The sequence below is a fragment of the Paraburkholderia dioscoreae genome, assembly GCF_902459535.1.
Classification (GTDB): domain Bacteria; phylum Pseudomonadota; class Gammaproteobacteria; order Burkholderiales; family Burkholderiaceae; genus Paraburkholderia; species Paraburkholderia dioscoreae.
This window is the reverse complement of sequence record NZ_LR699554.1, coordinates 2,251,726-2,263,167: the sequence shown is the minus strand read 5'-3', so window position 1 is coordinate 2,263,167 and position 11,442 is coordinate 2,251,726. Positions and strand designations below refer to the sequence as shown.

General features: G+C 64.2%; 14 protein-coding genes. 11 read left to right on the top strand and 3 right to left on the bottom strand.

The annotated features are described in order from the left end of the window. Positions 1 to 66: 66 nt before the first annotated feature. The 11 genes from PDMSB3_RS30350 (at position 67) to PDMSB3_RS30300 (ending at position 8,674) form a co-directional block, all read left to right on the top strand. Positions 67 to 393 carry an NIPSNAP family protein gene (locus tag PDMSB3_RS30350; protein ID WP_007177746.1) on the top strand — a complete coding sequence of 109 codons (327 nt, stop codon included), beginning with the start codon at positions 67 to 69 and terminating at the stop codon, positions 391 to 393. Between the two features lie 12 nt (positions 394 to 405). Continuing rightward, a complete protein-coding gene (locus PDMSB3_RS30345; protein ID WP_007177745.1) occupies positions 406 to 1,296 on the top strand; it encodes an NAD(P)-dependent oxidoreductase in 891 nt (296 codons plus the stop codon). 35 nt (positions 1,297 to 1,331) lie between these two features. Next, positions 1,332 to 2,762 carry an aldehyde dehydrogenase family protein gene (locus PDMSB3_RS30340; RefSeq protein ID WP_007177744.1) on the top strand — a complete coding sequence of 477 codons (1,431 nt, stop codon included), beginning with the start codon at positions 1,332 to 1,334 and terminating at the stop codon, positions 2,760 to 2,762. Positions 2,763 to 2,880: 118 nt separating this feature from the next. Continuing rightward, positions 2,881 to 3,276, top strand: coding sequence for a carboxymuconolactone decarboxylase family protein (locus tag PDMSB3_RS30335; protein ID WP_007177743.1), 396 nt, complete (start codon positions 2,881 to 2,883; stop codon positions 3,274 to 3,276). 98 nt (positions 3,277 to 3,374) lie between these two features. Then, positions 3,375 to 4,724, top strand: coding sequence for an MFS transporter (locus PDMSB3_RS30330; RefSeq protein ID WP_165188663.1), 1,350 nt, complete (start codon positions 3,375 to 3,377; stop codon positions 4,722 to 4,724). Between the two features lie 21 nt (positions 4,725 to 4,745). Next, complete coding sequence (locus tag PDMSB3_RS30325) at positions 4,746 to 5,660, top strand: NAD(P)-dependent oxidoreductase (RefSeq protein ID WP_007177741.1); 915 nt, start codon at positions 4,746 to 4,748, stop codon at positions 5,658 to 5,660. Further along, complete coding sequence (locus PDMSB3_RS30320) at positions 5,657 to 6,049, top strand: cupin domain-containing protein (protein ID WP_007177740.1); 393 nt, start codon at positions 5,657 to 5,659, stop codon at positions 6,047 to 6,049. Before PDMSB3_RS30325 ends, PDMSB3_RS30320 begins: the two co-directional genes overlap by 4 nt. Positions 6,050 to 6,144: 95 nt before the next feature. Then, positions 6,145 to 6,933 carry a carboxymuconolactone decarboxylase family protein gene (locus tag PDMSB3_RS30315; protein WP_035517296.1) on the top strand — a complete coding sequence of 263 codons (789 nt, stop codon included), beginning with the start codon at positions 6,145 to 6,147 and terminating at the stop codon, positions 6,931 to 6,933. Positions 6,934 to 6,962: 29 nt separating this feature from the next. Further along, the gene (locus tag PDMSB3_RS30310; RefSeq protein ID WP_165188661.1) at positions 6,963 to 7,160 is read left to right on the top strand and encodes a hypothetical protein; all 198 of its coding nucleotides are present in this window, start codon (positions 6,963 to 6,965) and stop codon (positions 7,158 to 7,160) included. Positions 7,161 to 7,174: 14 nt separating this feature from the next. Continuing rightward, a complete protein-coding gene (locus tag PDMSB3_RS30305; protein WP_165188659.1) occupies positions 7,175 to 7,897 on the top strand; it encodes a 2,3-bisphosphoglycerate-dependent phosphoglycerate mutase in 723 nt (240 codons plus the stop codon). Positions 7,898 to 8,005: 108 nt separating this feature from the next. After that, a complete protein-coding gene (locus tag PDMSB3_RS30300) occupies positions 8,006 to 8,674 on the top strand; it encodes a GntR family transcriptional regulator (RefSeq protein WP_007177736.1) in 669 nt (222 codons plus the stop codon). 17 nt (positions 8,675 to 8,691) lie between these two features. On the opposite strand, the gene PDMSB3_RS30295 is transcribed toward PDMSB3_RS30300, so the two are convergent. Genes PDMSB3_RS30295 through PDMSB3_RS30285 form a run of 3 tightly spaced genes read right to left on the bottom strand, consistent with a single transcriptional unit; the run spans position 8,692 to position 11,420 of the window. Then, a complete protein-coding gene (locus PDMSB3_RS30295) occupies positions 8,692 to 9,663 on the bottom strand; it encodes a D-2-hydroxyacid dehydrogenase (protein ID WP_007177735.1) in 972 nt (323 codons plus the stop codon). Positions 9,664 to 9,694: 31 nt separating this feature from the next. Next, positions 9,695 to 10,057 carry a DUF4387 domain-containing protein gene (locus PDMSB3_RS30290; RefSeq protein WP_007177734.1) on the bottom strand — a complete coding sequence of 121 codons (363 nt, stop codon included), beginning with the start codon at positions 10,055 to 10,057 and terminating at the stop codon, positions 9,695 to 9,697. Between the two features lie 4 nt (positions 10,058 to 10,061). Beyond that, a complete protein-coding gene (locus PDMSB3_RS30285; protein ID WP_007177733.1) occupies positions 10,062 to 11,420 on the bottom strand; it encodes an acyclic terpene utilization AtuA family protein in 1,359 nt (452 codons plus the stop codon). Positions 11,421 to 11,442 lie beyond the last annotated feature (22 nt).

Below are 11,442 nucleotides of genomic sequence, written 5' to 3'. Positions count from 1 at the left end.
GCTTTGGCTTTGGCTTTGGCTTTGGCTTTGGCTGCGGCCATCTGATCATCCCACAAGGAGATGTACATGATCGTTGAAATGCGTATCTACCACTGTGCGCCGACGCGCCTGCCGGCGTTGCTCGATCGCTTCACGTCGACCACGCTCGGCTTTTTCGAAAAGTACGGTATCGAACAGATCGGTTTCTGGACCACGCTGATCGGTCCGAGCAATCACGCGCTGACCTATATGCTGAAGTGGGAAAGCCTCGCGGAGCGCGAGCAGAAGTGGAACGCGTTCCAGGCCGACCCCGAGTGGATGGCCAAACGTGCGGCGACGGAAGCCGACAAGCCGATCGTCGAGCGCATCGAGAACCACTTCCTCGCGCCGACCGCCTTCTCGGCGCTGCGCTAGGAGAGCTTTCTCATGACACAAGCCAAACGGGTCGGTTTCATCGGCCTCGGCATGATGGGCGCGCCGATGGTGCAATGCCTTCGCAAGGCAGGCTTCGAACTGTTCATCGACGATGCCGACGCCGCACGCGCCGACGCGCTGGCAGAACAGAGCGGCTCGCACCGCCTGAACGCGGACAACGCGGCCTCGCTCGATGCGCTGATCACCATGCTGCCCAACTCGGCGATCGTCGAGGCCGTGGTGCTCGGCGACGGGAACAACAAGGGCTGGGCCGCGCGGCTCGCGAAAGGCGCCGTGGTTATCGACATGAGTTCGTCGGAACCGGAGCGTTCGCGCGAGCTCGGCAAGACGCTCGAAGCACAGGGGCTCGCGTATCTGGATGCGCCCGTGTCGGGCGGCGTCAAGCGCGCGAAGGAAGGCACGCTGGCGATTCTGGTCGGCGGCCATGCGGACGTGCTCGCGCGCTGCAAGCCGCTGCTCGACGCGATGGGCACGAACGTGCTGCATATCGGCACAGCGGGCGCCGGGCATGCGGCGAAGGCGCTCAATAACTACGTGTCGGCGGCGAGCGTGGCGGCCACGGTCGAGGCGCTGCAGATCGCAAGCCGCTTCGGTATCGACCCGCAGGTGATGACGGACGTGCTCAATGCGTCCACGGGCCGCAGCAATACGTCGGAAAACAAGGCTAAGCAGTTCATGCTGAGCGGCACTTTCGCTTCCGGCTTCGCGCTGCAGTTGATGAACAAGGATCTGAAGATCGCCCGAGCGCTCGCCCAGGCCGTGGGGCATCCCATGACGTTCGGCGCCACCTGTGTCGAGGTATGGGACGAAGCGGCGCAGCGCTCCACGCCCGCCACCGATCACACCGAGCTATACCGGCTCCTGCCCGGAGCCGCATCCTGAACCTGCATTCCGATTCATTGATTCCGGAGCCTGTCATGTCTCACGCAGCCCAGTTCTATATCGACGGACGTTGGGTCGAACCCGCGTCCGCCGTCTGGTTCGATATCGTCGATCCGTCGACGGAAACGCCCTTTGAAAAGCTCGCGTTGGGCAACGCGGAAGATGTCGATCGCGCCGTCGCCGCCGCGCGCCGCGCGTTTGCGACTTGGTCGGCGACGAGCGTGGCCGAACGCGTCGCGTTGCTCAAGCGCGTTCTCAGTATCTACGAGCGACGCTATGACGAATTCGCCGAGTTGATGCGCCGCGAGATGGGCGCACCGATCACGTTCGCGCGCAACGGTCAGGCGGCACGCGGTCCCGCGCATCTGAATGCGTTGATCGACGTGCTCGAACGCTTCGAATTCGAGGAACAGCGCGGCAGTACGCGCATCGTGCTCGAACCGATCGGCGTGTGCGGTCTGATCACGCCGTGGAACTGGCCGGTCAACCAGATCGTCGTCAAGATCGCGCCGGCACTCGCGGCCGGTTGCACGATGGTGCTCAAGCCGAGCGAGTATTCGCCGCTGAGCGCGCTGCTGTTTGCCGACGTGCTCGATGAAGCCGGCGTGCCGGCGGGCGTGTTCAATCTCGTCAACGGCGACGGGCCGGGCGTCGGTTCGGCAATCGCGAGCCATCCGGATATCGACATGGTGTCGTTCACCGGTTCGACCCGCGCCGGCGTGCTGGTCGCGCAGTCCGCTGCGGAAACGGTCAAACGCGTCGCTCAGGAACTGGGCGGCAAGTCGGCCAACATCCTGCTCGACGACGTCGATCTGGATCAGGCGGTGACGCGCGGCGTTGCCGCCTGCTTCACGAACTCGGGTCAGTCGTGCTCGATTCCGACCCGCATGCTGGTGCCGCGTCATCTGATGAACGACGCCGCGCAGATCGCGAAGCGTGCCGCGCAAGCATATCGGCTCGGACCGACCGACGACCCGGCCACGCAACTCGGCCCGCTCGTCAACGCGAACCAGTTCAAGCGGGTGCAGGCGTTGATCCAGATCGGCATCGACGAAGGCGCGCGTCTCGTCACGGGCGGCACGGGGCGGCCGGACGGCATCGACACGGGCTATTACGCACGCCCCACCGTATTCGCCGATGTCACGCCGCAAATGACGATCGCCCGCGAAGAAATTTTCGGACCGGTGCTGTCGATGATTCCGTACGACTCGGAAGAGCAGGCGATCGACATTGCCAACGGCACCGACTACGGCCTCGCGGCCTACGTGCAATCCGCAGACCTCGCACGGGCTCGCAAGGTCGGCCGCGCGTTGCGTGCGGGCGGCGTGCATCTGAACTACCCGCCTGCCGATTTCGGCGCGCCGTTCGGCGGCTACAAGCGTTCGGGCAATGGCCGCGAATGGGGCGAAGCGGGCCTGCGCGAGTATCTGGAAACCAAGGCGCTGGTCGGCTACGGCGTGGATTGACGCACGACGTAGCGCACGGGGGTTCGCGCGCTACGTCGAAAAAAATTTGTTCACCTGGCTTGTCGGACAATCATCCGGGCAGGCAATACGAATCCGTTTGAACTACAGAGGAAATACGATGGATACCAACGACCGCTTCAACAAGGGTTTTGAAAATCGCAAGGAAGTACTGGGTGCGGCTCACGTCGAAAAGTCGTGGGCCAATGCCGACGACTTCAACCGGCCGATGCAGAAGTTCGTCACCGAAAGTTGCTGGGGCGACATCTGGGGCGACCCGACGTTGCCGTTCAAGACGCGCAGCATGCTGAACCTCGGCATGCTCACGGCGATGAGCCAGCACCACGAATTGTCGGTGCACGTGAAGGGCGCGTTGCGCAACGGCGTGACCAGGGAAGAAATCCGCGCGGTGCTGATGCAGGCCGCCGTGTATTGCGGCGCGCCGCTCGCGCTCGCGGCTTTCCGCGTTGCGAGCGAGGCGATCAAGGCATACGAAGCGGAAACAGCGGCCGCCTGACGCGGCAAAACACCCGGACGGCCAGGGGCTGACAGCACACGGGGAAGCGCAAGGAGAATCGCACCGCCACACGGTGCGAATAACGAATGGAGACAGAGATGAAAGCGTTGACTGGGAATGACGTTGTAATGTCGGAGGGCGAGCAGTCGATCGAAACGAAGAGGCGCAACGCGATCAAGGGCGCGTTCTTCTCCGAGTTCATCGACATGTTCGACATCTATCTGCCGGTGGTGGTGCTCTCGCCGGTACTTGGATATTTCCAGCCGCCGCATCTGTCTACCGGCATGGAAACGATTCTTGCGTCGCTGGTATTCATCACGACGCTGCTGGGCCGTCCGGTCGGCTCGTTGCTGTTCGGCATGATTGCGGACCGCATTGGCCGGCGCATGGCGTCGATCTGGTCGGTATCGGGCTTCGGCGTGGTGACGCTGCTGATCGCGCTGCTGCCCGGCTATGAAAGCATCGGCATCGTGTCGTATTGGCTGCTGGTGCTGCTGCGCTTCGTCGACGGGATTTTTCTGGGCGGCGGCTACACAGGTGCGATGCCGCTCGCGATCGAGTACTCGAAGAAAGAGCAGCGCGGGTGTGTCGGCGGCTTCATCATTTCCGGCTTTCCGGCCGCATACGTGACGATCAACCTCGTCGCGATGCTCATGTTCGTGCTCTTTCCGCTGAACGGCATGCATTCGCCGTACGCGCAATGGGGCTGGCGCATTCCGTTCGTGCTCGGCGCGGCGCTCGCCGGCCTGCTGACCCTGTACTACGTGCGCAAGGTCGCCGAATCGGAGATCTGGAAGAGCGAAACCGCCGACAAGGCGGCCGTCGCCGAAAAGCTGCCGCTCTCCGACCTGCTGCGCGGCAAGAGCGGGCGCAACCTGCTGCAGGTGCTTCTGATGATGACGGGCTTCTGGCTCACGCAAAACATCATCACGATCTATCTGCCGACCGGCCTGCTGGTGAAGACGCTGCATCTGAGCGGCTTCCAGATGACCGCGACGCTCATGCTCACGTACTTCGTGCTGTTTTTCAGCTACATCGGCTCGGGACTGATCGCGCAGCGCATTGGCCGGCGCCGTTTCTTCGTGATCGTCGGCCCGCTGATCGCCACGGTTGGCGCGGCGCTGCTGTACGTGCTGGCGAACGTCGACGGACTGTCGCTGCCGGCCATCATGGCGCTGGTGTGTGTGCTCGCGGTGCTCGTCACGTCGCCGTGGGGCGTGATCGTTACGTACATCAACGAGCGCTTCGTGACGGATGTGCGCGCAACCGGCTTCGGCGTCGGCTTCAGTCTGTCGGTGATTATCCCTTCGTTCTACGCGTTCTATATGAACTGGCTCGGCGCGTTCATGCCGCTGCGGCTGACCTCGGTCGTGCTGCTGTGCGTGGGCGGCCTGATCGGCATGATCGGCGCGCTGATGGGCCCGGAAACGAAGGATGTCGATTTCTGATTTGAAGGAGGAGTGGAATTCATGAACAAGGAACGGGTCGGCTTTATCGGTCTCGGCAACATGGGCGGACGCATGACGCGGCGCCTCGTCGACGCGGGCATCGCGGTGCTCGGCTACGACACCGCGCGCGAACGTGTCGACGCGGCGGGCGCGAAGGCGGCGGGCACGGTGGGCGAAGTGCTCGCGTTCGCGGACGTCGTGATGATGTCGCTGCCGGACAGCAAGGTGGTCGAAGCGGTGGTGGAAGGCGAGGACGGCGTGCTCGCGCACTGCCGCGAAGGACAGATCGTGGTCGATCTGAGCACGGCGGCCGCCAGTTCGACGATCCGCCTCGCGAAACGCTTCGCCGAGCGCGGCGTGCGTTATGTCGATGCGGGTATTTCGGGTGGCGCCGCGGCCGCGGAGAAGGGCTCGCTGACGCTGATGGTGGGCGGTGCCGCCGATGCGGTCGCCGCGCTGCAATGGGCGTTCGCGCCGATCAGCTCGAAGGTCGCATACATGGGAGAGAGCGGCGCGGGCCACACCACCAAGCTGCTCAACAATTTTCTGAACGCCGTGAGCCTTGCCGCCAGCGCCGAAGTGATGGTGGCGGGCAAGAAGGCGGGGCTCGACCTGCATCTGCTGCTCGACGTGCTGAACAGCAGCAGCGGCGTCAACTTCGCCACGCTCAACCGGTTCCCGAAGATCGTCGACGGCGACTATCTGGAAGGCGGCCTGACCGGCAAGCTGATGACCAAGGACGTCGTGCTGTACGTCGACCGCATTCGCGAACTCGGCGTGATCTCGCTGAATTCGGCCGGCCCGCTGGCGAGCTTCGGCCTCGGCACCGCACTGGGTTATGGCGATGTGATCAGCAACCGTGTCGTCGATGCGATCGGCGACGTGTCGGGCGGCGTGCGGCTGTTCGACGGAGCAAACAAGGAGAAAAACGCATGAAGGTCTTTCACGGCAGAGCAGCAGGCGCGGTGTCCGAGCGCCGTAGCGACACGTTTACCGGCACCGTCTGGGCCGATCCGGTGATGCCGGCTACCAATGGCGTCACCATCAACACGGTGTTCTTCGCACCGGGCGGACGCACCTACTGGCACACGCACGAGTACGGCCAGGTCTTGCAGGTCACGGCCGGGCAGGGCTGGATCTGTCTGGACGGCGAAGAGCCGCAGCCGATCCGCCAGGGCGATATCGTATTCATCGGCCCGAACGAGCGGCACTGGCACGGTGCGAGCGAAGGCAGCTACATGGTCCACATTGCGACGTCGATCGGTAAGGGCACGTGGCAGGAAGAGGTTGCGGAGCAGGATTATCCGGCAACCGCCGCGCGCTAGCGCGAAGCAGTGACCGCGCGTGCGGGGCGTTCGCAGCAAACGCCTCGCACGCGCCGATGAATCACGCGCTGTATTGCAATGAGGGAATTCAGATCATGACCCAGACCACACCGCAGCCCGATTCGTCCCGTCTGCGTGACGAACTCGTCAGGCTGCACGGCAAGGCAAGTCCCGAGTGGGACAGCCTCGTGCGCCTCGATCCGCGTTTCGTCGACGCATACCTGAAATTCGCGGGCGTGCCGCAGCGCAGGAATCATCTCGACGACAAGACGCGCGCGTTCATCGCGCTCGCCGCCGATGCCTGCGCGACGCAGCTCTATGCGCCGGGTGTTGCGCGTCATATCGAACGGGCGCTGTCTTTCGGCGCGACGCGCGAAGAGCTGATCGAAGTGCTGGAGTTGATCAGCACGATTGGTATTCACACCAGCAACGTCGGCGTGCCGGTACTGCTCGAAGTGCTGGAGGAAGAGGGCTTGCGCAAGGGCGCGCCGCCGCTCGACGAACGCAGGCAGAAGCTGAAAGCCGAGTTCGAGACGAATCGCGGCTACTGGCATCCCACATGGGAAGGTCTGCTCGAACTCGACCCCGACCTGTTCGAAGCGTATGTCGAGTTTTCGTCGGTGCCGTGGCGCACCGGCGTGCTGAGCCCGAAAATCAAGGAATTCATGTACTGCGCGTTCGACGCCTCGGCCACGCACCTCTATGTGCCGGGCCTTAAGCTGCACATCCGCAACGCGCTGCGCTACGGCGCGACCGCCGAAGAACTGATGGAGTTGCTGGAGATCGTCAGCGTGACGGGGATCCACGGAGCGGAGCTAGGCGCGCCGCTGCTCGAAGCCGCGTTGAAACGCAGTGGCGCTGCAACGGGAGAGCCGCATGCGTAATCCGGCCGTGCGTGACATGCGTGACGTGCGTGAGCCCGTTTTTTTCCGTGGGGCCGGCGCCGCGCGAGCGAGGTGTGCCGCGTGTGTCGTCTTTGCCGGCCAACGCGAAGTCCGGGCCGGACTGGTCGGCATGGCGGGCAATGCAGAAGCCGCCGCTTTCGGTGCTCGCGTCGAACAGCAGCGAGCATGCGCACGTGTTGGCCGTCGCGATTCTCGGCTACAACTGAAGCCGGGCATCGAGATGACTCTTCAAACGGGCACTCTGGTCGTGCTGCGTCATGGCCAGTCGATATGGAATCGCGCCAACCGCTTTACCGGCTGGAGCGACGTCGGTCTGTCCGTGCAGGGCGTGGCCGATGCGCAGCGCGTCGGCGAACGGCTGCGCGAGGCGGGCTTTCGCTTCGATCTGGCGGTGACCTCGGCGTTGCTGCGCGCCACCGATACACTCGCGCACGTGCTGCGAACCCTCGATCAGCCGCCGCCCAGAACCGTGCGCTCGTGGCGGCTGAACGATCGCCACTACGGCATGCTGACAGGCATGGAAAAAGATGAGGCCGCGCTCGCCTATGGCGCGGAGCGGGTGCGGCAATGGCGGCGCGGTTTCGACCTGGCGCCGCCGGCGCTCGATACGGACCTGCACGCGGCACTGGTGCGCGCCTTGCACGACGACGCGATGCCCGAGGCCGCCGCGCTGCCCCGCACCGAAAGCCTGCGCGACACGTTGCGGCGCGTGCTGCCGCTGTGGGACGAATGCGTGGCACCCGCCCTGACGCGTGGGCAGTCGGTGCTGATGGTGGGACATGGCAACTCGTTGCGCGCGCTTTTCAAGCAACTCGACAACATCGGCGACGACGCGATCGCTTCGGTCGAGGTCGCGCATGCGGAACCGTTGGTCATGAAATTCGATGCGACGCTCTCGGTGATTTCGCGCACACCGCTCGCCGCGCTGGCAGTCAGCCGCTGAAACGCACGCCGACTTGCTGTTTTTCTGGCCTTTGCGCATCAAAGGCTGCCGGTGACGAAGCCGCTCACGTATCATGGAGGCTGAATCTTGTCGGACGGGAATACAATAATGTCAACGGACATGGGCTTGGTCAGACCCGAGACGCTGCGGCATCACGTAGAGAACGTGCTGCGCCAGGCAATCGTGAGCGGACGTTTCGCGCCGGGTGCGCGGCTGATTGAACGCGAACTGTGCGAATCGCTAGGCGTGAGCCGCACATCCGTGCGCGAGGCGCTGCGCAGGCTCGAGGCGGAGAAACTGGTGCGCAGCGTGCCGCACAAGGGCCCCATCGTTGCGGTGATGTCGAAAGAGGAGGCCGTCGAGCTATACGCGCTGCGCGGGCTGCTCGAAGGTTTCGCCGCCCACGAATTCGCACGCCTTGCAAACGACGACGCCATTGCGCGCTTTGGTGAAGTGGCGAAGGAACTGCGCGTCGAAGCCGCTGCGCAAAACCAGGCCGGCGTTCTGCGGGCCAAGACCGCGCTTTACGATCTGCTGCTGGAGAACTGCGGCAACGCGCTGGTGCGGGAAATCCTCAACAGTCTCTATTCGCGCATCAATCTGCTGCGCACCACCTCGCTAATGCATCCGGAGCGGCTGCCGGACAGCCTGCGCGAAATCGACCGGCTATACAAGGCATTGAAAGCGCGCGACGGCGAGGCCGCGCAGGAGATCGCGCGGCTGCACGTCGCCAATGCCGAGAAAGCCGCGCTGCGGATGCTGGAAAGCGCGGAATAAAGACCCGCGCGCTACATTCAGGCGCGGCCTGCTTGCCCCACCACATTGCGCGGCTTGCCCGCGACAAAAGCATCCACGTTATCGAGCAACTGATCGGTGAGTGCCTGGATTGCTTCATCGCTTGCCCAGGCGACGTGCGGTGTCAGCAGGAAATTGGGCATTCGGATCAGCTTCTGCCACGGATGCGACGCGGGCATGGGCTCTTCGGTCACGACGTCGAAGCCCGCGCCGGCAATCTGTCCGCTTTGCAATGCGGCGCCCAGCGCGCTCTCGCTGACGAGACCGCCGCGCGCGGTGTTGATCAGAAGCGGGCGCTTCGCCATCTTCGCGAACTCGGGCGTATCGATCATATTGCGCGTGGCCGGCGTCAGCGGGCAGTGCAGCGTGATGACGTCACTTTCGGCGAGCATTGTCTCGAACGGCGTGTAGAGCGGTCCCATGCCGTCGACACCCTTGTAGGCCGACATCAGCACGCGCATGCCGAGCGCGGTGCCGATGCGTGCCACCTCGCGGCCGAGCACGCCGTCGCCGATCACGCCCAGTGTCGAGCCCGACAGGTCGCGGATCGGATGATCGAAGAAGCAGAACTGTCCCGCTTCCTCCCAACGTCCCGCCAGCACCGATTCACGATACGCAACCAGCGAGCGCCGCAACGCGAAAATCAGCGCGAAGGTATGCTCGGGCACCGTATGCAGCGCGTAATTGCGGATATTCGACACGACGATGCCGCGCGCGTCGCAGGTCGCGATATCGATAACGTCGGTGCCGGTCGCGGCGACCGCGATCAGCTTCACGCGCGGCGCGTCGGCGAGTGCGGTCGCGTCGATCTTCACCTTGTTGGTGATGACGATGTCCGCGTCGGCAATGCGCGTGGCGACCTCGGCGGGCGAGGTCGAATCGAAGGTGACCAGTTCGTGTTCGAACGCGAGCGAGCGGAGTCGCGTGCGCGGCGAGATCGTGCCGCGGTCGAGAAAGACGATACGCTTCATGTCGTAACGGGCCCGCAAAAGGTGATGGACATCAGCGCGAACTCGCGGCCGGCGGAATGCGGATGCCGATCAGCGGTTCGTGCTGCTGCGCGCCGTACACGTCGCGGTCGCCGGGTGCGCCGGACGTGGGCCCGGTGCGCGGAATCGTGATCTTGATCGCGTTGGCCGCGTCGAACGCAACGATGCTGACATCGCTCTGCTCGACATGGTACAGCGCGCTCACCAGTTCCGGGGTCAGCACGCGGCTGTCGAGTACACGGCGGTACGCGGCGGCGTCCGGAAAGATCATGTCGAACGTCAGGTACAACGGGCCCGCGTTCTTGCTGCGCATCACTTCGGCGAGGTCGTAGAGGGTGTCGCCGCGGGAGGGGTCGAATACGTCGGACAGGTTCATTGCATCACCCGATCTGGGTCGTGGTTACGGGAAAGAGCGCGGCTGCGTCGGGAACCTGCATCACGTGATAGATCGTGAACTCGTACACCGGCCCGCCGACCAGGTCCGACGGCGAGAACGGAAACGCGAGATTGCCGGCGGTCGCCTTGCGGCCCTTGAAATAGCCGTGCAGGAACGAACTGCGCGCGAGCGAGAGCGCCATGTTCGCCAGCTCCTGGGTCGGCGCGATTGCCTCGATCACCATGCCGATCTCGTGCGCGAGATGCGGCACCCGCTGATCGACGCGCACGCCGTTGCGGCCGTAGTAGATGAAATTGAGCTCGTACTCGCCGGGCTTCATGTCGTGCGCGGTCAGGCGTGCCACGTCGTCGCGCACGCGAGCTTCGACCTGATCGACCGCCGCGAGCAGACGCGGATCGGTCATGCCGGCTATCGTGATGGTGCGGTAGCCGCGCAGCTTCACGCCTTCGAGCTTGATGCTCGGCGGCATCTCGACGAGCTTGCTGCCGCTCACCCGCACGCGCCGGTCGTCGAGTTTTTCGATGTGCGTGTGTTCGAGGTCCACGAGCCCTTCGGGTTCGTAGAAGTGATGGGGGTCGGGCTGCTCGTACATCATATGCGCGGCCACTGAAACCGGCGTCACGCCGCGCTCGGGGTTCATCGGTTCCAGTTCGAAATGATCGCGCCTTAGCGTGCCGAGCAGGCAGTCGTTCGCGGCGAGCGGCACCGCGCATTGCGCCCCGCATTCGAGGAGCTTTGCCATATGGAACGCGAGCCCCATATCGAAGCCGCGCCATGCAGCGAGGCTTGCATAGATCGCGGTATCGCACGCGCGGCCCGCGATGATCACATCGGCGCCCGATTCGAGCGCATTGACGAACGGATCGGTGCCCATCTGCGCGACGATGCGCGTTGCGTCGTCGACGTCCTGTTCGGTGAGTTCGGGCAGCACGCCCATCGACTTCACGCGGCCTTCGCGAATGGCCTGCTTGATCACGTTCCTGTCGATGTCGGCGGGGATCGTCGCGAGCTTGTAGCGCAGGCCGTCGCGGCGCGTGACTTCGTCGAGCACGTCGAGGAATTCTTCCAGATGCGGCTGGGCGCCGGCGGTGCCCGCCGTGCCGATCACGTAGGGCACGCCCGCATCGCGCGCGGCTTTCAGCGAGAGCCCCAGATCGCGGCGCAACTGCTCGCGCTTGATCAGCGACTTGCCGCTGCCGAGGTAATAAGGTCCCGGATCGGACGAGCCGTTGTCCGCGCCCACCAGATGCGGTTTGCGCGCGATACCGTTACGCAGCGATGCTTCGGGAAAGCCGTAACCGAGATTGCCGGCCACGGCCATGATGCGCAATTCGTCTTCCATAGCGAGTTATCTTCCTGGTCTA